The 23,922-nt window shown below is 70.2% G+C and carries 16 protein-coding genes; 9 read left to right on the top strand and 7 right to left on the bottom strand.

Going from position 1 to position 23,922, the window contains the following annotated elements; translation table 11 throughout:
- Positions 1–9 precede the first annotated feature (9 nt).
- Positions 10–2,376 carry a glycoside hydrolase family 3 N-terminal domain-containing protein gene (locus ACZ7M3_RS41380; protein WP_472070627.1) on the top strand — a complete coding sequence of 789 codons (2,367 nt, stop codon included), beginning with the start codon at positions 10–12 and terminating at the stop codon, positions 2,374–2,376.
- 132 nt (positions 2,377–2,508) lie between these two features.
- Positions 2,509–3,552, top strand: coding sequence for a LacI family DNA-binding transcriptional regulator (locus tag ACZ7M3_RS41375; protein WP_472070625.1), 1,044 nt, complete (start codon positions 2,509–2,511; stop codon positions 3,550–3,552).
- A 43-nt stretch (positions 3,553–3,595) separates the two neighbouring features.
- Here the strand turns inward: ACZ7M3_RS41375 and ACZ7M3_RS41370 are convergent, their stop codons facing one another.
- Positions 3,596–5,782 (bottom strand): ricin-type beta-trefoil lectin domain protein, encoded by a 2,187-nt coding sequence (locus ACZ7M3_RS41370; protein WP_472070623.1) that lies wholly within the window; start codon positions 5,780–5,782, stop codon positions 3,596–3,598.
- 262 nt (positions 5,783–6,044) lie between these two features.
- Positions 6,045–6,761, bottom strand: coding sequence for an SDR family NAD(P)-dependent oxidoreductase (locus tag ACZ7M3_RS41365; RefSeq protein ID WP_472070621.1), 717 nt, complete (start codon positions 6,759–6,761; stop codon positions 6,045–6,047).
- Positions 6,762–7,135: 374 nt separating this feature from the next.
- On the opposite strand from ACZ7M3_RS41365, the gene ACZ7M3_RS41360 reads away from it, so the two are divergent.
- From ACZ7M3_RS41360 to ACZ7M3_RS41345, 4 genes are all read left to right on the top strand, one after another.
- On the top strand, positions 7,136–9,973 hold the full coding sequence (locus tag ACZ7M3_RS41360) for a SpoIIE family protein phosphatase (RefSeq protein ID WP_472070619.1): 2,838 nt from the start codon (positions 7,136–7,138) through the stop codon (positions 9,971–9,973).
- Positions 9,974–10,191: 218 nt separating this feature from the next.
- A complete protein-coding gene (locus ACZ7M3_RS41355) occupies positions 10,192–11,739 on the top strand; it encodes a sugar ABC transporter ATP-binding protein (protein WP_472070750.1) in 1,548 nt (515 codons plus the stop codon).
- Entirely contained in the window at positions 11,736–12,872 is a 1,137-nt protein-coding gene (locus ACZ7M3_RS41350) for an ABC transporter permease (protein ID WP_472070617.1), read from the top strand. Before ACZ7M3_RS41355 ends, ACZ7M3_RS41350 begins: the two co-directional genes overlap by 4 nt.
- A gap of 70 nt (positions 12,873–12,942) precedes the next feature.
- Entirely contained in the window at positions 12,943–14,106 is a 1,164-nt protein-coding gene (locus ACZ7M3_RS41345) for a substrate-binding domain-containing protein (protein WP_472070615.1), read from the top strand.
- A gap of 13 nt (positions 14,107–14,119) precedes the next feature.
- Here the strand turns inward: ACZ7M3_RS41345 and ACZ7M3_RS41340 are convergent, their stop codons facing one another.
- Positions 14,120–16,210, bottom strand: a complete 2,091-nt coding sequence (locus tag ACZ7M3_RS41340) for a SpoIIE family protein phosphatase (RefSeq protein ID WP_472070613.1) — start codon at positions 16,208–16,210, stop codon at positions 14,120–14,122.
- A gap of 177 nt (positions 16,211–16,387) precedes the next feature.
- Positions 16,388–17,434, bottom strand: coding sequence for an NAD(P)-dependent alcohol dehydrogenase (locus ACZ7M3_RS41335; protein ID WP_472070611.1), 1,047 nt, complete (start codon positions 17,432–17,434; stop codon positions 16,388–16,390).
- Between the two features lie 95 nt (positions 17,435–17,529).
- On the opposite strand from ACZ7M3_RS41335, the gene ACZ7M3_RS41330 reads away from it, so the two are divergent.
- On the top strand, positions 17,530–18,129 hold the full coding sequence (locus ACZ7M3_RS41330) for a TetR/AcrR family transcriptional regulator (protein WP_472070609.1): 600 nt from the start codon (positions 17,530–17,532) through the stop codon (positions 18,127–18,129).
- 205 nt (positions 18,130–18,334) lie between these two features.
- The gene (locus ACZ7M3_RS41325; RefSeq protein ID WP_472070607.1) at positions 18,335–19,546 is read left to right on the top strand and encodes an FAD-dependent oxidoreductase; all 1,212 of its coding nucleotides are present in this window, start codon (positions 18,335–18,337) and stop codon (positions 19,544–19,546) included.
- A 101-nt stretch (positions 19,547–19,647) separates the two neighbouring features.
- Here ACZ7M3_RS41325 and pgm read toward each other — a convergent pair whose 3' ends face one another.
- Positions 19,648–21,288: a phosphoglucomutase (alpha-D-glucose-1,6-bisphosphate-dependent) gene (gene pgm / locus ACZ7M3_RS41320; protein ID WP_472070605.1), complete on the bottom strand. Its 1,641-nt coding sequence runs from the start codon at positions 21,286–21,288 to the stop codon at positions 19,648–19,650.
- Between the two features lie 232 nt (positions 21,289–21,520).
- Between pgm and ACZ7M3_RS41315 the strand changes: the two genes are divergently transcribed.
- A complete protein-coding gene (locus ACZ7M3_RS41315; RefSeq protein WP_472070603.1) occupies positions 21,521–22,339 on the top strand; it encodes an SAM-dependent methyltransferase in 819 nt (272 codons plus the stop codon).
- Between the two features lie 67 nt (positions 22,340–22,406).
- Here the strand turns inward: ACZ7M3_RS41315 and ACZ7M3_RS41310 are convergent, their stop codons facing one another.
- Together ACZ7M3_RS41310 and ACZ7M3_RS41305 are read right to left on the bottom strand one after the other, a co-directional pair.
- Complete coding sequence (locus tag ACZ7M3_RS41310; protein ID WP_472070601.1) at positions 22,407–23,327, bottom strand: helix-turn-helix domain-containing protein; 921 nt, start codon at positions 23,325–23,327, stop codon at positions 22,407–22,409.
- Positions 23,328–23,425: 98 nt separating this feature from the next.
- Positions 23,426–23,635 (bottom strand): DUF397 domain-containing protein, encoded by a 210-nt coding sequence (locus ACZ7M3_RS41305; protein ID WP_054233872.1) that lies wholly within the window; start codon positions 23,633–23,635, stop codon positions 23,426–23,428.
- Positions 23,636–23,922: the final 287 nt, after the last annotated feature.

Below are 23,922 nucleotides of genomic sequence, written 5' to 3'. Positions count from 1 at the left end.
GAGTCGTGAATGACGACCACCATGCCGGACCACGGCGGCCTCCCGCACCCGGGAGACAGCGCCGGGCCCGATCGCCCCTGGACCGACCCCGCACTGCCGGTCGACGAGCGCGTCGAGGCCCTGCTCGCCCGGCTCACCCTGCCCGAGAAGGTCGCGCAACTGAGCAGCACCTGGGAGGACATCGAGGCCGACGGTCCCGAAGTCGCCCCGGGCAGCAACCACTTCGGCCGGGTCGGGGACCTCGACGAGACCGCCCGGCATGGCCTGGGCCAGCTCACCCGCCCCTACGGCACCCTCCCCCGGCCCGCTCTGGAACACGCCCGGCTGCTGGCCGGGCACCAGCAACAGGTCATGAACCAGGGCCGGTTCGGCATCCCGGCCATGGCGCACGACGAGTGCCTGACCGGCTTCACCGCCTACGGCGCCACGATCTATCCGACCTCCCTGGGCATGGCGGCCACCTTCGAACCCGCCCTGGTCCGCCAGGTCGGCGAGGCCATCGGCTCCGACATGGCCGAGGCCGGTGTCCACCAGGGTCTGGCCCCCGTCGTCGACGTGATCCGCGACTACCGCTGGGGCCGCTGCGAGGAGACCTTCGGTGAGGATCCGTATCTCGTCGGCGAGATGGCCGAAGCGTATGTCCTGGGCGTGCAGAGCGCGGGGGTGGTCGCCACCCTCAAGCACTTCGCGGGGTACTCCGCCTCGATGGGCGGCCGCAACCACGCGCCCGCGCAGCTCGGCCGCCGGGAGCTTTTCGACGTCATCCTGCCGCCCTTCGAACGGCTCGTCGCCGCGGGTGTGGGGTCGGTCATGAACTCCTACGCCGAGATCGACGGCGAGGCCCCCGCCGCGAGCGAGTGGCTGCTGACGTCCGTGCTCCGCGACCAGTGGGGCTTCGAGGGCACCGTCGTCTCCGACTACTGGTCGCTGCCGTTCCTGGTGACCGCGCACCGGGTGGCGGCCGACCTGCCCGCGGCCGGGGCGCTCGCCCTGCGGGCCGGGATGGATGTCGAACTGCCCGACCAGCGCGGCTTCGGCGAGGCGCTGGTGAGCGCCGTGGAGAAGGGGCAGGTGGCCGAGAGCGTGGTGGACCGGGCGGTACGCCGGGTGCTGCGGCAGAAGTTCGAGCTGGGGCTGCTCGACCCCGACTGGGACCCGCGCCCGCCCGCTCTGCGCGCCGGGGCGCTCGACCTCGACAAACCGGAGCACCGTCGACTTGCCCACGCGGTCGCCCGGTCGAGCGCCGTGCTGCTGACGAACGACGGAACCCTGCCCCTCCCCCCGGCCGGCCGGATCGCTCTGATCGGCCCGTGCGCCGACGACGTCCGCACCATGTTCGGCTGCTACAGCTTCCCCAACCACGTCCTCGCCGACCGCGACGATCTCGGCAACGGGGTGGAGGCGGTGTCCCTGCGGACCGCGCTGACCGCTGAACTACCGGGTGTGGAGTGGAAGTTCGTCCAGGGCTGCCCGATCCGCGACGAGGACCGCACCGGCATTCCGGCCGCCGTGGAGGCCTGCTCCACCGCGGACGTGACCGTCCTGGTCGTCGGGGACAAGGCCGGCATGTTCGGCGTCGGCACCTCCGGCGAGGGCTGCGACGTCGAGGATCTTCGACTGCCGGGCGTGCAGCAGGAGTTGGTGGAGGCGGTCCTCGCGACCAACAGGCCGGTCGTCCTGGTGGTCAGCAGTGGACGCCCCTACGCCGTGGGCCGGTTCGCCGCTGACGCCGCCGCCATGGCGCAGGTCTTCCTGCCCGGCGAGGAAGGCGGCCGGGCGATCGCCGAACTCCTAGCCGGCACGGGGAACTTCAGCGGAAAGCTGCCGGTACAGCTCCCCCTGTCCCCCGGCGGTCAGCCCCACACCTACCTCCACCCGCCGCTGGGCGACCGGCAGAGCTGGCTGTCCAACCTCGATCCGACCCCGGCGTTCCCCTTCGGGCACGGCCTTTCGTACACCACCTTCGAGATCGACGGGATGGCCGTCGACCGCGAACAGGTGCCCACGGATGGGGAGTTCACCGTCTCCGCGCAGGTACGGAACACAGGTGACCTACCCGGCGCCGAGACGGTCCAGCTCTACGCCGTCGACCCGGTCGCCCAGGTCACCCGGCCGGTACGCGCGCTCCTGGCCTTCGCCAAGGTCGACCTCGTCCCCGGCGAGAGCGCAACCGTCCGCTTCACCGTGCACACCGACCGGCTGGCCTTCACCGGCCTGGCGGGGCACCGCGTCGTCGAGCCCGGCGAGATCCTGCTGTACGCGGGTTCGTCGAGCCTGGACACCCCGGCGCGGGGCACGGTCCGGCTCGTCGGCGAGGAACGGGACGCGACGGTCGTACGGCACCACGCCGTGCGGGTGACCGTCGAGCGGGCGTAGCAGGGCGAGCACGGCAGCGGCGGCACCGGTCTTGCCCCTGGGCACACGGTCCCGTTAGCTTGCGGCGGAGGTTCTGACCAGGGATTCGATGCGTTTTCGGCGCATCGGTGTCGGCAATGGGGCGGGCGTCGGGTGGCAGCTCAGGGCAAGGCTCATCTGGAGACGCAGTACGGGCTGCTGACGGGCATCGCCGCCGAGGCGGGGGTGTCTCTCAGCACCGTGTCCAAGGTCGTGCACCGGCGCCGTGACGTCGGTGCGGCGACCCGAGCCCGCGTGGAGGAGCTGCTGGCGCGCAACGGGTACGTCCGCCCGTGGGAGCCGGAGCCCGCCCGACCCCGGCAGATCATCGCGGTGTTCCGGGACATGTCGGGGCCCTACACACTGGAAGTCGCCCGCGGAATCGTGGACGCGGCCGGCGAACTCGGCATCAACGTGGTGACCGGGACGACGAGTCGGCGGCCCATCTCACGGTGGCTGGAGGAGTGCGTGGCGCTCGGTGCCGCCGGACTGATCATCGTGATCTCGATGCTGGCCGAGGAGGACCAGCGCCGTATCGTCGAGCAGCGCCTCCCGGTGGTGCTGATCGACCCGCTCAGCGCGCCGTCCCTGGACATCCCGAGCATCGGAGTGACCAACTGGAACGGCGCCAGGGACGCGATGCAGCATCTCCTCGGGCTCGGGCACACCCGGATCGGCATGGTCGCGGGCCGCTCGCACTCCCTGGCCGGGGCGGCTCGACTGCACGGCTACCGGGCGGCCCTGGAGGAAGCCGGGATCGGCTACGACCCGTCGATCGTCCGCTCCACCGACTTCGACTACGACGAGGCGCTGACCGCCAGTCTCCAGATCCTCCGCTCCGCCGAGCCGCCCACCGCCGTCTTCGCGGCCAGCGACGCGCAGGCCCTCGGCGTGCTGGAGGCCGCCCGCCAGGAGGGATTCGGCGTACCGGGCGATCTGGCCGTCATGTCCTTCGACGACACCCTGGTCGCGGCCATGGCCTGTCCGCCCCTGAGCGCGGTGCGCCAGCCGTTCGAGGAACTGGGGCACGAGGCGACTCGGGTCCTCATGCAGCTCGCCGAGGGCCGGCCGCCGGTGTCCCCGCGGATCGAGCTGGCGACGGAGCTGGTGCTGCGGACGTCGACGTCCGTTCCCCGGTACACGGACAGGTCCCCCTGACAGCCGTTCGGGCGGGGTGCTGCACACACCCCGCCCGAACCGCCTATCCCCGGCTCCACCTCTGGGTGGCGTTGCCGAGGGCCGTCCAGAGTTCCACGGGCGACCCGTTGGCCGTCGCCCAGTTGGTCACGTCGATGGCGAGACCGTTGGAGCGGTTGACGACGGAACCGTCCAGACGGAACCACCACTTCTGACTGGACTTCCCGTTGCAGGCCCAGAGGATGAGCTTGGTACCCGCGGTGGTGCCGTCGCTGTTCGCGGCGAGGCACTTGCCGGAGACGCGAAGTTCGCCGGCCGCGGTCTGGGTGATGGCCTGGTTGGCGTTGCCCGAGCAGTCGTAGATCTGGACCTGGACGCCCGTCTGGCCGTTCGGGACATCGAGGCAGCGGCCGGAGTTGGCGCCCTTCAGGGTGAAGGACGCGTCGGTCGGCAGGGGGTCCTGGACCAGCTGCCAGTCCTGTGAGCCGTCGTCCGCCGACGCCGCCACGGTGACGGAACCGCCCGCGGTCGCTCCGCTCATGTACAGGCTGGTGTTCTTGACCGAGCGGAGCTTGTAGTACCCGCTGGTCGACGAGGAGACCAGGGTCCACTGCTTGTCGGTGGTGCCGTCGTCGACCCACTGGGCCAGCTTCTGCCCGGCCGTCGCGCTGCCGGTCCAGATGGCGACGGAGCGGCCGCCGGTCTTGTTGAGCAGGGTCACGTTGGCGCCCTTGGCCGTGAGATGCCAGCGCTGCGAGTCGTCCGTGGCACTGCGGGCCTTGAGGACGAGGTCGGGGACGTTTCCGGTGAGGTTCGCGTCCTGCGTCTTCCCGGTGTCGGGGCTGAGGACCTGACCGGTCAGCCGGTTGACGAGGGTGTCGTAGCTACCGTCGGACCGGCCGAGGTCGACCTCGGCATAGTGCACGGGCCCGACGCTTCCGCCGCTCCAGGATGCCTGGAGGACGAGGACGCGTCCCGTGCCCGTGACGTACTGGAGAGTGCGGCTGTAACCGGCGGCGATCGGTGTCTGGTACTCCGTCCAGGACCCGTTGCTGAGACCGGACTCGTTCACCCAGACGTTTCCGCTGCCCGACGCGTTGTAGACGATCCGTCCGTCCGGCATCGGGAGGAGCACCGGGCTGCCGCCCGTGGACAGCGTGTGTCCGCCGGTGGGCACGGGCAGGTTGGTGATCGGGGCGTCGGCGGCTGCGTAGAACTTCAGGGGATCGTTCGCGATCTTGTATCGGACGTTCGTTCCGCCGCCCCAGTACTCGTAGGTGAGGAGCCATGTGCCGTCGGTGGTCGGGGCGATCGTCGTCATGCCCGGACGGCCGCCGCCGATCTCCGTCTTGCCGTTGCCGCGGTCCACGGTGGAACCCGGGACGTCGACGACCGGTCCGCTCCAGGATGTGCTGCTGCCGTCCCAGGTTCTGTGTACGAGGACCTGGCCGCCCGAGTCCGACGCGGTGTCGTTGTCCGGGTCGAGGACCGGCACGCCGGTGCCGGCGTCGTAGCCGAGGTAGTCGTTCTCGTCCGAGTAGTAGGCGACGAGTTGGCCGTTCCGGGCGACGAGGTGCGGCTCCCAGACCGGGTCGACCTGCGCGTGGGTGTTGGCGGTCGAGACGCGTCCGAGGCTTCCCGCGCTGCCGCCCTGCCAGCCGCCGGTGGCGACGATGTTGACGATGTTCCAGGTCGCGCCGTCGTCGGTGCTGGAGTACAGCGCGAGCGCCACGTCCTTTCGATCGCCGTCACTGGACGGCGTCCAACTGGAATTGGCGGCCTTCTGCTCCTCGTAGTAATAGTCGTCCCCCGAGACCACGCTCGCGAGAAGCAGCGTGCCGGCGCTCAGGTTTCCGACATTCTGCGGGAGTACATAGAGATACGGGTTCGTCCAATTGCTTGTGTACTTCGCGTACTTGGCGTCACTCGACAGGTAGGCCGGTGCTTTGACATCGGCCAGCTTCTGCCACGTCGTCCCCTCGTCGTCACTCTTGTAGACGGGCATCGTCTGGCCCACCGGGGCGGTCTGATCGTTCTCGAACGCCGCCACGATCCGGCCGCTCGGAAGCTGGGCCGACTTCGGGTACAGAACGCAGGGGTTCTTGTTGCACGCGGCGGGATTGTCCGCCACGTACAAGTTCGACGAACTCGGCTGATATGCCGACGCGTTCGCCGCGGAGGCGATGACGAACGCCAGACCGACACCGACGGCTGTCGCCGACGCGAGAGCCTTCCGTACCAATTTCTTCATCAATACAATTCCCCTGGACGGATCGGCACGAAGTCCCTGTCGAGAACTGCCGATTGACGGAGTGTGAGGCCGACAGCCCCGATTGCTCACGCATGCACATTCCACTCAATGAGGCGTGAGCCGGTGGGAGACAGTATTGGGACGCGACGCCGTTGTGTCACCGGCATGTTTCCGAAAGTATTTCGTGAACCGGCCGTCACCGGTTGTTGACGTAGTGGCAGTCGCAGGAACATGTGCCGGCAGGGGCCCGGCACACCGCCGCTCAGCGCCCCGCGCTCTGACCCCCGTCGACGTGCAGGATCTCTCCGGTGACGAACGAGGCGTTCTCGAGGTACAGGATCGCGTCGACCACGTCGTCGATCTCGCCCACCCGGCCGATCGGCTGCAACGCGGCGAGAGCCTCGTACTCCGCGGTCGGGTGCATCGGGGTGCGGACGGTGCCGAGCGCGACGGTGTTGACCCGGATGCCGCGGGACGCGTACTCGATCGCCAGCGCCTTGGTGACCGCGTTCAGTCCGCCTTTGGTCAGCGACGCGAGCGCTGCGGGCACCCGCGAGTCGGCGTGGTCGACCAGGGTGGTCGAGACATTCACCAGGTGGCCGCCACCGGCCCGGGAGAGCATGGCGGCGACGGCGCTGCGGGAGACCTCGAAGAAGCCGCGCAGGTTCACCCCGGCCACGGCGTCGTAGTCCTCGTCGGTGTATTCGGTGAACGGCTTGGCGATGAAGATTCCGGCGTTGTTGATCAGCGTGTCGATCCGGCCGAACCGCCCGAGCGCCGCGTCGACGATGCGAGCGCCGACGCCCGGCTCGGTCACATCGGCCCGCACGGCCAGTATCTCGGGGTCGCTGAAATCGCCGATGGACCGGGAGATCGCCACGACCCCGTAGCCGAGCTCGCGGTAGGCGGTGACAAGGGCGGCGCCGATGCCCTGCGACGCGCCGGTGACGAGGGCGACCTTCTGCACGGTGTTCACCATGCGAGGAGCACCTCCTTCATCGCGCTGACTGTTCACCTTCGGAGGACGGCGGGGTGTACGTCAGCCTGCCCCGGCCGCGCCGCACGCGCGCCCATGGAAAAGCAGACGAGTGATGTGCCTGGCCCACTCGGGTGCCGCCGGCCTGCAGGACACGGCGTCCAGATCCTCGGTGTCCTGGTCCACGACGGACACCATCGCGTCCACGCCTCCGATGCAACCCCGTACGGTCATGCCGCGTGCGAGTCACCATAAACCGGGCCAATATCCCTGATAACCGTATTCTCGGTATTCTCATGCTTAGCAGGTGATTTTCGACGAATGGACTGTCGAAGGCGCGAGTGAGGCGAAGCGTGGTTCTGACCGGCGGGAAACCGATGCCGACAGGGCACGCGACAGGCGGCACAGGGCCTGCCCGTTCCCGTGAGCGGTTTCTACAGGGTGAGCCGGTCGAGGCGGGCGTGCGCACGTCGATCCTGAGTTCGTGGCAGCGCAGCCGCTCCCTCGGCCTATCGCCGGACCAGGCCGACCTGCCCTTCCGTGATGATTTCGACCGGGAAGCCCGGATCATCCGTGCGGCCGTCCCCGTGCTCGACCGGCTGCAGGCCAGGTTCGCCGGCAGCAAGATGAACATCTCCGTAGCCGATGCGAGCGGCACGGTCCTCCTGCGCCGTTTCGGAGAGGCGTCGCTGGCCAGGAGTCTTCCGGCGTTTCAGCGCGTTCCGGGATTCGTGTTCGCCGAGCGGGTCGCGGGTACCAACGGCATCGGTCTCGCACTGGCGGAGCGGCAACTCATCCGGGTTCACGGTGCCGAGCACTTCGCCGAGCGCTCCCAGCGAAGCGCCTGCCGCGCGCTCCCCGTCCGCGATCCGCTCAGCGGCCGTATCGAGGGCGTCCTGTGCTTCGGCTATCCGAGCAGCACCGAAAACCCCGCGCTCGCGACGACGCTACGCAAGGCGGCCCAGGCCATCGAGCGGCGGCTGCTGGGGCAGAGTTCCGCGCGTGAGCGCGCTCTGTTGCGGGCGTACCTGGACACCGGAGCCACGGCCTCCGTCGGCCTTCACCACACCATCGGTGTGGACGAACTGGCCCTCGAACTGCATCCCCGCGACCGGGCGGTCCTCACGGAGAAGGCCGCGGAGCTGATCTCGCGCGGGCAGCGGGCCGCCGCCGTCGTGTCCCTGTTCGACGGTCGGCGGGTCACGCTGGTGAGCCGTCCGATGAGAAGTGGCTCAGGAGTGGAAGGCGTTGCCATCGAGGCCGTCCTCCCCGGCCCCGCGCCGCGAGAGCCCCTCGCCGTCCCGACCCAGGTCGACGTACCGCCGGGCTTCTCCAGCCGGCTCGCCGTGGTCACCGCCGTACGGCCGCCCCGGTTCGTTCCGGCCGCGGCGGCCCCCGGGCGTCTGCCCGTCGCCGCGCTGTCCAGGCACCTTCCCGACATCGCCTACGGCCCGTTCGGCGCCGTCGGCAGGGGTGGCGTGGCGGACGATCACCTCGACGCCCCGACCCAGGCACGAGGGCTCGTGATGGTGGGGGAACCGCGCGTGGGGACGTACGCCCTGGCCGCGCGCCGCCGCCTGGAGCTGCTGTCCGAGGCCAGCGCCCGCATAGGCACCACCCTGGACGTGCGCCGTACCGCCCAGGAACTCGCCGAGACGGCGGTGCCACGACTGGCCGACTTCGTCACCATCGACCTGCCCGAGGCCGTACTGCGTGGCGAGGAGTCCGCCGACCCCCGCACCGACCTGCACCGCACGGTGGTCCACGGGATCCGCGACGACCTTCCTTTCAGCCCGGTCGGCAAGCAGGTCGACTTCGGCCCGACCACGCCGCAGATACGCTGTCTGACCAGCGGACAGGCCGTGCTGGAACCGGATCTGAAGGCCGCCGCGGGCTGGCTCGCCCAGGACCCCGAGCACACCGAACGGCTGCTCACCCAGGTCCACTCCCTCATCGCGGTCCCCCTGGTGGCCCGCGGCGTGATCCTGGGCATCGCCAGCTTCTACCGTGCGCAGGACCCCGCCCCCTTCGGTGACGACGACCGCTCGCTGGGCCTGGAACTCGCCAGCCGTGCCGCCCTGTCCATCGACAACGCCCGGCGCTACACGCGCGAACGCACCATGGTCCTCACCCTCCAGCGCAGCCTGCTGCCGCACGCTCTGCCCGACCAGGACGCCGTGGAGATCGCTCATCGCTATCTGCCCGCCGAATCCGACGTGGGCGGAGACTGGTACGACGTCATCCCTCTCTCCGGCACCCGTATCGGCCTCTTCGTCGGAGACGTCGTCGGCCACGGCATGCTGTCCGCCGCCACCATGGGCCAGCTGCGCACCGCCGCGCGCAGCTTCGCCGAACTCGACTTCCCCCCGGACGAAGTCCTCACCCACCTCGACAACCTCGTGGGACGCCTGGACCGGGAGGAACCCGCCGCCGGTGCCGGCGTCATCGGTGCGACCTGCCTGTACGCCATCTACGACCCGACCTCGCAGCAGTGCACCATGGCCCGGGCCGGCCACCCTCCGCCCGCGCTGGTGCTGCCCGACGGCACGGTGTCGTTCCCCGACCTGCCCGCCGGGCCCCCTCTCGGCCTGGGGGGCCTGCCCTTCGAAGCCGCCGAGATCCACCTCCCCGAGGGCAGCCGGCTGCTCCTCTACACGGACGGACTCATCGAGGACCGGCACCGCGACGTCGACGTGATCCTCGAGCAGCTGCGCGGCGCCCTGGCCCACCCCGAGCACACACCGGAGCAGACCTGTCAGGCGGTCCTGGAAACCGTCGCGCCCGCCCACCCCTGCGACGACATCGCCCTGCTCGTCGCCCGCACCCACGCGCTGGACCCGCAGCGGATCGCCGCCTGGGACCTGCCCGCCGATCCGGCCCGGGTCAGTGAAGTCCGCGCCGCCGCCCTGCGGCAACTGGCCGACTGGGGACTCGACGAGGCCGCGTTCGCCGCCGAGCTGATGCTCAGCGAGCTGGTGACCAACGCCATCCGCCACGGTGCCGGGCCCATCCGGGTACGGCTGCTCCACGGCCGCACCCTGATCTGCGAGGTCTCCGACGCCAGCAACACCGCCCCGCACCTGCGTCGGGCGGCCAGCACCGACGAGGGCGGCCGTGGCCTGTTCCTCGTGGCGCAGCTGGCACAGAGCTGGGGTACGCGCTATCTCACCGAGGGCAAGGTCATCTGGGCCGAATGCGGGCTCGACGCCGCCTGAAGGACCGCGTGCGCGGTCCGGCGGACGCGACCGTCGGACCGGGGAGAGGCCAGCGTGGGACACGCGGATCGCCCGGGCGGCCCACTGACCCGCTGGAGTCACAGCAGCGGGCAGGATGTCTGAAATACTCGGATTCGCCCAACTAATTCAGATTCGCCCCGCTGATGACGACGATGAAGGTCGGGAAGAACTCGCCAGACGACCCCTCGGAGATGTCCGTGCACGACGCTCCCGACACTTCCCCGAGGGACGTCCCGCCCTTGGGGGCGACGCCTCTGGTCCGCATTCGCGGGCTCGGCAAGCGGTTCGGCGGGACCCTCGCACTGGCCGGGGTCGACCTCGATGTCCACGCGGGCAGCGTCCTCGCCCTTCTGGGGCCCAACGGTGCCGGAAAGTCCACGCTCATCAAGGTGCTCGCCGGCGTCCACCACGCCGATGCCGGGCAGATCACGGTGGACGGGCACCCGCTCGGAAGTCATGCCGCCTCCCGCAGCATGTCGTTCATCCACCAGGACCTCGGTCTCGTGGAGTGGATGACGGTGGCCGAGAGCATCGCCCTGAGCATCGGGTATCCCCGACGCGCCGGCCTGATTTCCTGGAGGCGGACCCGGGAGCGCTGCGCCGACGCCCTGAGGATCGTCGCCGGACATCTCGACCCCGACGCGCCGATCGCCCGGCTCTCCCCCGCCGAGCGCTCGCTGGTCGCCATCGCCCGCGCCCTGGCGGCACACACGAAGCTCATCGTCCTGGACGAGCCCACCGCCCGACTCCCCGCCGCGGACTGCGCCCAGCTCTTCCGCGTGCTCCACACCCTGCGCGACCAGGGGCACGGCGTTCTCTACGTCAGCCACCGGCTGGACGAGGTGTACAAGGTCGCCGACACCTTCGCCGTGCTGCGCGACGGCCACCTCGTCAGCCACGGCCCGCTGGCGGGCCGGGGCCCCGCCCGTCTGGTGCACGACATCGTCGGCGAGGAACTGGCCGACCACCGGCCCGCCACGGTCGCGGCCGACGGCCCGGCCGTCCTGACGCTCGACGGCGTACGGACCGCCGGCGCGGGACCCGTCAACCTGGACCTCGGGCCCGGGGAAGTCCTGGGCCTGGTCGGACTCTCGGGCGCCGGGCACATGGACCTGGGCCGAGCCCTCGCCGGCTCCCGGGCCCTCCTCGGCGGGCGCGTCCTGCTCGGCGGTCGGCCGTACAGCCCGCGTACGGTCGCCGACGCCGTCGGCCTCGGGGTGGGCTTCGTGAGCGGCGACAGACAGCGGGAGGGTTGCGCCGCCGAGCTGACCGTGCGCGAGAACCTCCTGGCCAACCCCGGCGCGGGCGGTCTGTCGGCGCTGAGCTGGATCAGTCCCCGCCGCGAACGTGCCGAGGCGGCCTGCTTGATCGAACGGCTCTCGGTGCGGCCCGCGGACAGCGAGGCTCCCCTCGCCACCCTGTCCGGCGGAAACCAGCAGAAGGTCGTGATCGGCCGGTGGCTCCCGGTCGGCCTTCGCCTGCTGATCCTCGAGGAGCCGACCGCGAGCGTGGACATCGGCGCCAAGGCCGCGGTCTACCGCCTGCTCGACGACGGGCTGGCCGCCGGCCTCGCGGTCCTGCTGATCTCCACCGACTTCGAGGAGGTCGCAGGCGTGTGCCGACGCGCCCTGGTCTTCGTCCGCGGGTCCGTGACGGCCGAGCTGAGCGGTCGGGATCTCACCGTCGCCGGGCTCACCCGGGCGGCGTCGGCCATGCCCCTCTCCGGAACCGCGACCCACCCATGACGGACTCCTCCCCACCCCCACCCCGGCCGCAGCGACCGAGGCCGCTGCGCCACCTCGGCCGACCGGACGGGCCACGAGGACCGCGCGGACCGGGCGGGCACCTCATCGGCAGGTACGGCCTCCTGGCACTCACCGCCCTGCTCTTCCTGATCTTCTCCCTCGCCCTGCCGCGCACGTTCCCCACGCTGGACACCGTCGACGCGATCCTGTCCACCCAGTCGATCCCGGCCGTCCTCGCACTCGCCGCCATGGTCCCCATCGTGACGGGCCGCTTCGACCTCTCCCTCGGCTACGGCCTCGGCCTGGCGCACGTCATGGTGATGCAGCTCGTCGTCAACAACGGCTGGCCCTGGCCACTGGCCTGCCTCGCGGTGATCTCGGGTGGGGCGGTCGTGGGCATCCTCAACGGTGTCATCGTCGAGTTCGGCCGGATCAACTCCTTCATCGCCACGCTCGGGACGGGCAGCATGCTGTACGCCGTGACCGGCTGGGTCACCGACGGTGGTCGGATCGTCCCCGGCCCGCAGGGCCTCCCCCTCGCCTTCGCCGACCTCTACGACTCGATGTTCCTCGGCCTTCCCGTCCCCGCCTTCTACGTGCTGGGTCTCGCCGTCGCGCTCTGGCTGGTGCTGGAACGGCTGCCGCTCGGCCGCTACCTGTACGTCATCGGTGCGAACCGGCGCGCCGCGGACCTCATCGGCATCCCGACGCGCAGGTACTCCGTCTACGCGTTCACCGCGTCGGGACTGATCGTCGGGCTCGCCGGCGTCCTGCTCGCGGCCCAGCAGCAGATCGGCAACCCCAGCGTCGGCCTCGACTACCTGCTGCCCGCCTTTGCCGCCGCCCTCCTCGGCTCCACCGCGATCAGACCCGGCCGCCCCAACGCCATGGGCACCGTCGTCGCCGTCGCCGTCCTGGCCGTCGGCCTCACGGGCATCGGTCAGATGGGCGCGGGCTTCTGGACGATTCCGCTGTTCTACGGCGGCACCCTGCTCGTGGCTGTCGGTCTGTCCGGCTACTCCGCCCGCCGCCTTCGCACCGGCGCCGCGGCGGCCCGTGACTCGCCCGACGCGCCACCTCTGCCACCCTCCTCCCCGACGCGGGAGGGTGGTGCGGCGGGCACCGCTCCATGACCCGCGCCACAGGTACCACCTGTGTGTTCGCGGCCGCGTCGTCCCGCCCCTTCCTCCGCGAGGAGCTCCCGTGCACGGCAACCGCAAGGCCACTCCCGCCGCCATGAAGGCACGGTCCGCCGCCACCACCGTGGTCATCGCGGCAACGGTCCTCGCGGGCTGCGAACGCGGCTCGTCGCACGGCCCGGGAGACTCCCCCACTGGCCCTGGCGGCTGCCCCGCGATCCAGGACCGCGCCGAGACCGCCGTCCGACAGGCGGAAAGGACCGACGTTCCCTGGAGCGGGCCGACCATCGGCCCCACGGCAGTCCCCGGCAAGACCATCGTCTACGTCGCCCAGACCATGACCAATCCCGGCGTCGCGGGCGCCGCGAACGGGGTGCGGGAAGCCGCACGGGTCATCGGCTGGAACGTCAGGGTGATCGACGGCGGGGGCACACCCGTAGGCATCCAGGCGGCGATGAGCGCGGCCTTGGCACTCAGACCCTCGGGCATCGTCATCGGCGGCTTCGACCCCAACTCGACGTCGCGGCAGGTCTCCCAGGCCGACAAGGCGGGCATCCCGCTCATCGGCTGGCACGCGGTCGCCGCCCCCGGACCCAGCCGTAGGCCCCGGCTCTTCACCAACGTCACCACCCGGGTCGAGGACGTGGCCGGAATCAGCGCCCAGTGGATCATCGCTCACTCCGACGGCCATGCCGGCGTCGTGCTCATCACCGATGCCTCGATCCCCTTCGCCAGGAACAAGTCCGAGCTGATCAGGAAGGACCTCTCCACCTGCTCGGGCGTGCGGCTCCTGTCGTACGAGAACATCCCGATCTCGGACGCGAGCAGCCGCATCCCCCGGGAGATCTCCTCGCTCCTCTCCCGCTTCGGGAGCGCGTGGACCCACTCCGTCGCCATCAACGATCTGTACTTCGCCGACGCCGCCCCCGCCTTCCGTGCCGCCGGCAAGAACGGCGCCGGCCCGCCCTTCAACATCGGCGCGGGTGACGGCGACCCCTCCGCCTTCCAGCGCATCAACAGCGAGCAGTACCAGGCCGCCACCGTCCCCGAGCCGCTGTCCCTGCAGGGCTGGCAGATCGTCGACGACTTCAACCGCGCCTTCTCGATTCGGCCCGCCAGCGGATATGTGGCCCCCGTCCACATCACCACGGCCGACAACAGCCACGGGGCCACGACCTGGGACCCGTCGGGCTATCAGGAGGCGTACCGGAAGATCTGGGGCAAGTAACCCCGCGTCCTCGTCACTGGGAGCGCACCGCGCGGGCGATCAGCAGAGCGACGTCGTCGCGGTCGCGCGGATGTCGCAGCCCCTCGAGAAGGCGGTCGCACGTCTCCTCCAACGGGCAGTCGGCCACCTCCAGGGCGTGGACCAGGACGGCGAGGCGTTCGTCGATGGAGTCATGGCGGGTCTCGACGAGACCGTCCGTGTACAGGACCAGCTTGTCGCCCAGGCCGAATTCGACGGCGGTCGCTTCGAACGGGACACCGCCGACTCCGAGAGGGATACCGGCGGGCAGGTCGAGCAGTCGGGGGCGCTCGCCACTGCGCACGAGGACAGGAGGCAGATGACCGGCGTTGGCGATGCGGCACTCACCGCGGTGGGGATCGTAGGCCGCGTAGAGGCAGGTGGCGATGTACTGCTCCAGCCCTGATGTGATCGAGTCGAGCTGCTCGAGAACCCGGGCCGGCTCCAGGTCGAGGCTGGCGAAGGCGGCCGTGGCGGTGCGCAGGCGCCCCATGGCCGCGGCGGCGTCGATGCCGCTGCCCATGACGTCGCCCACGACGAGGGCCGTCTTGTCGCCGCCGAGCGGCAGGACGTCGTACCAGTCGCCGCCGATCTCGTAGGCGGCCTGCGCCGGGACGTAGCGGGACGAGACCTGCAGGCCGGGCAGGCGGGACGGATGATCGGGGAGCAGGCTGCGCTGGAGGGTCTCGGCGGCGGTGCGCACGCTCTGGTGCGTGCGGGCGTTGTCGATGCACACCGCGGCGCGGAATGCGAGCTCGGTGGCGATGGCGAGATCGTCCTCGTCGAAGGGCCGGGAATCCCGGGCGCGGGAAAGTCCCAGGAAGCCCAGGACGGCGCCGCGTGCGGTCAGCGGGATGGCCATGTAGGAGTGCACCCCGGCCCGGGCCAGCAACGTGGCGGCGCGGTCGTCGCGGGCGATGCGACTCAGGTCGTTCCCATCGGCGTGTGCGATCAGGATGGGCCGGCCGGTACGCACACATCGGGTGGCCACGCGATCGGCTTCGTAGGAGGTGATCTGGCCCGGCGGATCGGCGGCCCGGACGGCATCGGTGGGGTAGGCGGCCTTCACGGCGAGGGCGCGGAAGAGCGCGGGGCCGTTGTCGGAGGCGGAGCGGTGCTCGTCGAGGACGGAGTCGAGCACGTCGACGGCGACCATGTCGGCGAAATCGGGAACGGTCACCTCGGCCAGCTCCCGGGCTGTCTCCTCGACCTCCAGGGTGGTGCCGATACGAGCGGAGCCGTCGGCGATCAGGGCCAGGCGCCGCCGGGTCTCGGTGGCCTCCATGGCCGACCGGTACCGCTCGCTGACGTCCACCACGAGTTCGGCCACCCCGAGAACACGGCCCTGGGTGTCCTCCAGCCGGTACACCGAGATCGACCACGCGTGCCGTTGTTCCGGGTCGGCCGGGGTGAAGCCGACGACGGTGGACTCGTCGACCAGGGGGACCCCGCTCTCAAGGACCCTCCTCATCGCGACCTCGATCACCTCGAACTTGTCGGGGCTCATGATCTCGCGGTAGTGGCGGCCGAGGTGTTCTTTCGCGGGGAGGCCGTGCATCCGCTCCAGCGCGGGGTTGACGGCCAGGTATCTGAGGTCGGTGTCGAGGATCGCCAGCCCGAAGGGGGACTGGGAGATCAGCCGGGTGGACAGGGCGACATCCCGCTCCACCTCGCGAAGCGTGGGTGAGTCGGTGCCGAGCCCGAGGGCGTAGAAGTCGCCGCGGTCGTCCAGCAGCCGAGTGTTGCGCAGCTCCACCAGCCGGGTGCTCCCGTCCTTGCACCGGATCGGAAACGTGCCGCCCCAGCCCTGGCCGGTCTCCATGACCTCGGCGAACTTCTTGATCACCCAGTCCCAGTCCTCCTCACGGACGAGCAGCAGTGCGGCGTACTGCCCGAGCGCCTCCTCCGCGGTGTACCCGTACAGCTCCTCTGCCTGGGGACTCCACAGGACGATCCGTCCGTCCGCGTCCAGCAGTGTCGCCGCGACGCCGAGAAGGTCCATCAGCCCGCTCGGCTGCGGCGGCTCGCTGTCCCGGCGGGGGCGAGCCCAGTCGATGCCCGACGGATGCCACTCGGCTTCGCTCATCACAGGCACTCCTTCCGCGGCCGGCGGCACGCGAGGCCATCCGCCGGCCTGGAGCGCGGCCTGCCTGTCTCCACAGGCGCGTCGACTTCCATGGTCCCCCACGACCGCCGGACTACACACCCCGACCGCACGACACCGCTCGCCAGGGATGATCGAGACGGCCGGTCGGAACCTCCTTCAGGCTGCCAGGTCGGACATGTCGAGGACGAAGCGGTAGCGGGCGTCGTTGCGGCCGAGGCGTTCGAGAGCCTCGTTCACACGCGCCGAGGGGAGGAGCTCGATGTCGGCGGTGATGCCGTGCTCGGCACAGAAATCGAGCATGGCGGTGGTCACGGGCCTGCCACCGCTGCCTGCGGAGCTGAGTTTCTTGCGTCCCACGAGGAGGTCGATGGTCTCCACGGTGACGGGTCCGAGGTGCCCGAGGTGGCTGAGTGTCCCGTCCATGGCGACCAGGCGCAGGTAGGGGCCCAGGTCGTGCGGGGCGGAGATGGTGTCGATGACGACGTCGAACCGGTCGCGGGCGTCGGCCATCTGTTCCTGGTCCGTCGAGACGATGAGACCGTGGGCGCCGAGACGACGAGCGTCGTCGGCCTTGTCGGGTGAGCGCCTGATGACCGAGGTGTCGGCCCCGAGCGCCACGGCGATCTTGACCGCGAGATGGCCCAGGCCACCCAGTCCCGCCACGGCGACGCGGCTGTGCGGCCCCACGCCCAAGGTGTGCAGCGATTCCCAGACGGTGATCCCGGCGCAGAGCAGAGGGGCGGCAGCGGCCGGATCCAGACCGGCGGGAAGAGGGTGGGCGAACCGGTCGCGGACGACGTACTCGCGGGAGTAGCCCCCCAGGGTGGTCGATCCGTCGTGCCGGTCGACGCCGCCGTAGGTCAGGGTCGGGAAGGCGTGACAGAAGTTCTCCTGGCCGGCCCTGCACATGGAGCACTCCCCGCAGGAATCGACGATGTCGCCGACCGCGACAGGGGCGCCGACGGAGAAGCGGGTGACGGCGGGCCCGGTTTCGGCCACCACGCCCGTGAACTCGTGTCCCGGCACCAGGGGGCGGTCCCCTGCGCCGTCGTGGCTGCGGACGGCGTGCAGATCGGTGTGGCAGACACCGCAGTAGTCCACTCGGATCGCGAGGTCGTCCGGGCGCAGGTCGCGCCGCTTCAGCGATGTCCGTCGCAGCGTCGTCGTCGGGCCGTCCGCCTGCCAGCCAGTTGTTGTCCGCACTGCGCATCTCCTTAGACAGACTGTTCGGTCTATCTCGGCGTGGACGCGTCTACGGCTCCAGGCAAACCAACTGTTCTGTTTGGTACCCTGGCAGCATGACGGACCGGCCCCTGACCTCGCGCGGAGCGGCGACGTACCAGCGCATCCTCGACGTGGCGACCCGGGAGTTCGCCGAGCACGGGATCGCCGGCGCGCGCATCGAGCGGATCGTGGCCGCGGCGCGCACGAACAAGGCACAGCTCTATGCCTACTTCGGCAACAAGGAAGGGCTCTTCGACGCCATCTTCTTCGGCTCGCTGGAGCGGATCGTGAATGTCGTCCCGATCGACGCCACCGACCTCGCGGACTGGGCCGTACGGCTCTACGACGAGTACCTCCGCCGTCCCGACCTGATCCGGCTGGCCACCTGGGCGCGCCTGGAGCGCCGCCCGACCGGGCACCTGGTGGACGACCCCGACCGCCTCGACGACCGCAAGCTGCGGGCCATCGCCGAAGCCCAGGCCGCCGGATTGGTGCGCCAGGGAGACCCGTTCGACGTGATGGCCATGGTCATCGCCATGTCCATGACCTGGTCACCGGTCAGCAACGTCTACGCGGCAACCGCCCAGGAGCCCCCCGAAGTTCACGAACAGCGTCGCTCCCTGCTCCGCGACAGCGTCCACCGCGCCGTGGCAGCCGATCACAACGGGGGCTAGGACACCGGCACGGCCATGCGACCGCAAACCGTGCCGCCGGCTTCAGGACACGGGTGTACGCCACCGAGGGCGCCATCCGGCAGATGCGCGAGCGGCTGAAGGGCACGAAGGAGCGGACGGGTCGGGAACCCCTCGCAGTCGCCCGCGCGTTGGGCACTGCGCAGGTACATCGCGCGAGAGCCCTACGAGTGCCGGGGGATACGACTTGACGGAGACCATTGTCATCGGAGGCGGTATCGCCGGTACGGCGACGGCCTTGGCCCTGCACAAGGCAGGGTTCGACGTGACCGTGTACGAGGCCCACCCCGAGTCGGCCGAGGACATCGGTGCCTTCCTCACCCTCGCGAGCAACGGCATGCGTGCCCTCGCCCAGATCGACGCCTCCGCCGCGGTCACCGAGGTCGGCTTCCCGCTGCGTGCCATGAGCGTGCTCGACGCAGCGGGCACCGAGGTGGCACAGATGCCGCTCGGAGAGGCCCACGACCCGCTTCTCGCTTACCGCTGCCTCCGCCGTGGCGAGTTCAACGCCGCCCTGCAGGCGGAGGCCGCACGCCGGGGCATCGCCCTCCGGCGCGGCACCCGGCTCGCCTCCGTCGACAACGGTCGGGACGGCGTCACCGCACGTTTCACCGACGGCTCCACCGCGACCGGTGACCTGCTGATCGGCGCCGACGGGCTGAACTCCACCGTCCGGGAGTCGATCGCCCCTCGGACGCAGCCCTGCTTCGCGGGTGAGAGCGTCTTCTACGGCTACGCCGATGAGGCGCCCCCGATCGCGGAGACCGGGCGTATCACGATGGTGAGGGGCGGCGCGGCCGCCTTCGGCTGTGCGGTGTCGCCCGGCGGAGAGACGTACTGGTTCGCGCGCGTGGCCGGTGAGCCGCTGTCCGCCGACGACATCGCGCACGGGACGCCCGGCCACTGGCGTGGGCTGCTCCTGCCGTTGCTGCGCGGGGACGCCACACCCGCCGCGGACGTGGTCGCGGCCACCACCGACCGCATCATGGTCACCAACGCGACCGAGATCCCGACCGGCACACCGTGGCGCCACGGACGGACCCTGATCATTGGCGACGCCGCCCACGCGGCCTCCCCCGCGACCGGGCAAGGAGCGTCGATGGCACTCGAGGACGCTGTCGTCCTCGCGAAGTCGCTGCGGGACGCGCCCGACACCGAGTCCGCGCTCTCCCTCTACGAGGCCCTCCGCCGCCCGCGCGTGGAGCACAACATCACGACCAGCGGCAAGATCTCCCGTGGCGTCCACACACCGTCACGCACCGGTCGAAGCGCGCCCGCTCCCCGCCCCGGGGACAGCGACCTCCTCCAACACCTGGAGTGGGACATCGACCTCTCGACCGTGGCCGAAGGCAGCAGTTCGGTGGCAGCGTTAGGTGATGGTGGCAGGGACGCCGATTGACGGGCTGAAGGACCCTTGCGGACATGCGCCGTTGCAGGCAAGGGCCGTTGCGGCAACAGCCCTTGTCCGCATCCGCATCCGCCCGGGTCACACGCCGGGCGTCAGGCGCTCAACGCCGCCGAGACCACGCCCTTGGCCTCCTCCTGCACCTGACGCAGGTGATCGGCTCCGAGGAACGACTCGGCGTAGATCTTGTAGACGTCCTCGGTGCCCGACGGACGGGCCGCGAACCAGGCGTTGGCGGTGGTCACCTTGATGCCGCCGATGGGCGCGTCGTTGCCCGGAGCATGGGTGAGCACGGCGGTGACCGCTTCTCCGGCGAGGGTGTCCGTGCTGACCTGTGCGGGCGAGAGCTTCGCGAGGAGGGCCTTCTCCTCGCGGGAAGCCGGGGCGTCGATGCGCTCGTACGCGGGGGCGCCGAAGCGTGCGGTCAGCGCGGTGTAGTGCTCCGAGGGGGTCTTCCCGGTCACCGCCGTGATCTCGGAGGCGAGCAGGGCCAGGATGATGCCGTCCTTGTCGGTGGTCCACACCGAACCGTCGCGGCGCAGGAAGGACGCGCCGGCCGACTCCTCCCCGCCGAACCCGAGCGAGCCGTCGACCAGCCCGTCCACGAACCACTTGAATCCCACGGGCACTTCGACGAGTTGACGGCCCAGGTCGGCGGCGACGCTGTCGATCATGCCGGACGACACCAGCGTCTTGCCGATCCCCGTGTCCGCGGGCCACTGGTCCCGGTGGGAGTACAGGTAGGAGATGGCGGCGCTGAGGTAGTGGTTGGGGTTCATGAGCCCGGCGTCCGGGGTGACGATCCCGTGGCGGTCGGCGTCGGCGTCGTTGCCCGTGGCGATCCGGAAACGGTCGCGCTGCTCGATGAGCGAGGCCATGGCGTAGGGCGACGAACAGTCCATACGAATCTTGCCGTCCCAGTCCAGCGTCATGAATCGCCAGGTCGGGTCGGTGAGCGGGTTGACCACCGTCAGGTCGAGCGCGTGCTGTTCGGCGATGCGTCCCCAGTAGGCGACCGATGCCCCGCCCAGCGGGTCCGCGCCGATGTGCACGCCGGCCGTGCGGATCGCGTCCAGGTCCAGCACGTGCGGCAGGTCGGCCACGTAGGTGCCGAGGAAGTCGTAGCGGCCGGTGCCGGGGGCGGCCAGCGCCCTCGTGCAAGGGATGCGTCGTACGCCCTTCAGCCCGCCCTCGATGAGTTCGTTGGCCCGGTCCTGGATCCAGGAGGTCGCCTCGGAGCCGGCCGGGCCGCCGTTCGGCGGGTTGTACTTGAAGCCACCGTCTGCGGGCGGGTTGTGGGACGGGGTGACCACGACCCCGTCCGCGAGACCCGAGGACCGTCCGCGGTTGTGGGTCAGAATGGCGTGCGAGACCGCCGGAGTGGGCGTGTAGCCGTCCGCGCTGTCGAGGAGCACCGACACTCCGTTGGCCGCGAACACCTCCAGCGCGGTGACCTTCGCGGGCTCCGACAGGGCGTGAGTGTCGGCGCCCAGGAAAAGGGGACCGTCGACGCCCTGGCCCTCGCGGTACTCGCAGATGGCCTGACTCGTCGCGGCGATGTGGTCCTCGTTGAACGCGGTCGCCAGCGACGACCCACGATGTCCGGACGTACCGAAGGCCACGCGCTGGCCGGGTTCCGCCGGGTCGGGGTGCAGCGCGTAGTACGCCGTGACCAGCCGGGCTACGTCGACGAGGTCCTCGGGACCGGCCGGAGTGCCCGCTCGTTCGTGCTGCATGTACCCGCACCTCCACGTCGCTTGTTCATCCCTTGCGGTCCCATGTTTCCTCACCGGGCTGCACGGTCGCACGGTGCCACGGCGAGGACTGGACACGCACCGGACCAGAGGGGCTCGCGAGTGCTGTCCCGGAGATCCTCGGTCAACAGGCTGGTATCCCCAATTGCCCATTGCCTAGGATGTATTGTCTGTCAAGCCAAGCCACTAGAAGCAGCTTGGAGCTGGGGGAACGATGCAGGCTGGAAAGCAGTTGTCCACGAAGATCGACGCCACCGTACCCACGGCCGCTCGCATGTACGACCACTATCTGGGCGGCAAGGACAACTACGCAGCCGATCGGGCAGCCTGCGCAGAGCTGGACAAGGTCGTGCCCAGCACGCGCGCCTTGGCGCTGAACAATCGGCGCTTCCTGCAGCGGGTCGTCGGGACGCTCGCAGCCGAGTACGGCATCAGGCAGTTCCTCGACCACGGGTCCGGCCTACCCACGCAGGAGAACGTCCACCAGGTCGCGCAACGCGTCGATCCCTCGTCGCGCGTGGTGTACGTCGACAACGATCCGATGGTGCTGGTGCACGGACGGGCGCTGCTGGACCAGAATGACCGCACCACGGTCATCCACGCCGATCTGCGTGACACGGAGAAGATCTTCTCCCACCCGGACACTCAGCGCCTACTCGACTTCTCGCAGCCGGTGGCCGTGCTGTTCAACTCGGTCTTCCACTGCATTCCGGACGGAGAGACCGACGGTCCGCTCGCCGTGGCCCACCGGGTGGCCGAACGGCTCGCGCCCGGCAGCTTCATGGTGATGTGCCAGCTGGTCAGCGAGGACGAGAAGGTCCGGGAGTTCGTCACCGACTTCATGGATCAAGCGACCCAGGGGCATTGGGGCAGGGTCCGCCAGGAGAAGGACGTGGCGGAGTGGTTCGCGGACCTCGACGTCCTGGAGCCCGGTCTGGTGGAGGTGTCCACCTGGCGACCCGACAGCGAGGTCGCACCCCGTCAGCTCACCCAGGAATGGGTCGAGTTCGGCGGCGTGGGCCGGCTCCGATAAGGGCCGTAGGACCACGGGACTGCTCCCGTCGGCTCCACCGGGATTCGGCCGGTGGAGCCGGAGGTGGTCACGCGCTCGAATAGCGCCCCGCGGTCGTGTCCCGCAACAGCGTCAGCGAATCCCGCGGGGTGAGGGCCTCGTCCCCCAGACGGTCCAGAGCCAGTCGGTACTCTTCGGTCTCGTCCCGGTCCTCCAGGAAGTTCGCGCTCCTGATGTGCTCCAGGTAGACGATGTCGGGCAGATCGAGGCCGCCGAAGCGCAGGTAGGTGATGGGGATGGCGGGCGCGGAGGCGTGCGTCACGTCCAGGGGCACGATCTGCAGCGTCACCTGGGGACGTTGAGCCATCTCCACGAGGTACTCGAGCTGCTCGCGCATCACCTCGCGGCTGCCCAGTACGCGCCACAGGACCGACTCGTCGATGATCGCCCACAGTTGAGGGCCGTCCTCACGACGCAGCAGTTCACGTCGACGCATGCGCAGTTCGACACGGCGCTGCACCTCACCGGCCGGTGCCGTGGGCAGGCCGCGCTCCACGACCGCCCTGGTGTAGGCCGGAGTCTGCAGCAGACCGGGGACGTACTGGATCTCGAAGGTGCGGATGGCGGCAGCGGCCTCCTGCAGCCCTACCAGCCGATCGAACCACTCGGGCATCAGCCGCTTGTCGTAGCGCTGCCACCATCCCGGCTCACCGGCACGCCGCAGCAGCTGGAGCAGAACCGACGCCTCATGGTCATCGGTCTTGTAGAGCTCCAACAGCGCGCGGACGTCGCCTTCCGTGGGCGGCCTACGGCCCTTGCCGGCTTCGATGCGCGACAGCTTCGCCGGACTGAACCCGATGGCGCGAGCGGCCTGTTCCTGCGCGAGACCGGCGTCTTCGCGGATGCCCGCGAGCTGGACACCGACCAGCATCTTCAGCAAGGTCGGAGCGGGCTCGGTCCGCGTCAGATACGGTTCGAGGCGGGAGACACGAGGTGACTCGACGGACATCCTGACTCCCTGGAGAACGGCAGACGACGGGGTTCATCCTCGCATCCCGCGGCCCTCTGTCGCACGCGTCGGCAGAAGTGGAATCGTTCGACTCCGCTTCACACCAGATGATCGAACTCCCCGTCTTTCGCCCCGGCCAGGAAAGCGGCCACTTCAGCCGCTGTGTAGATGAGGGCCGGCCCGTCGGGGTCGCGCGAGTTGCGCAGCGCCACGCCTCCCTCGGCCAGGGACGCCACCTCGACGCAGTTGCCCTCGGCGTTGCTGTGCCGACTCTTCACCCAGCGAACACCCAGTGAACTGGCCCGCATTCCGTTTCGCACTGACGGCACCGCACTCTCCTTGCTCACGTTCCACCACGGTGTACAGGTCGGCCGCCCACTGGAGCGGACCGAACCCGTGCGGCCCACCCCAGCCACCATTCGTGCAATTTCCCGTGAAATTGCACGGCGGGCGCTGTCAGGATGGATAATAGCTCGCGAGTCAACCGCGCTGTTGCCGCACCGAACCTGACGTCGCATCAGGGAGATGTCGTGTCATTACCTGCACGCGAAGCACCGAGCCTTGCAAGCGGCAGGGCTGCGCCATCGTCGGGTCG

The organism is Streptomyces sp. NPDC111656 (genome assembly GCF_055656965.1).
The sequence above is the reverse complement of the archived record's forward strand: the minus strand, read 5'-3'. Positions and strand labels throughout refer to the sequence as shown.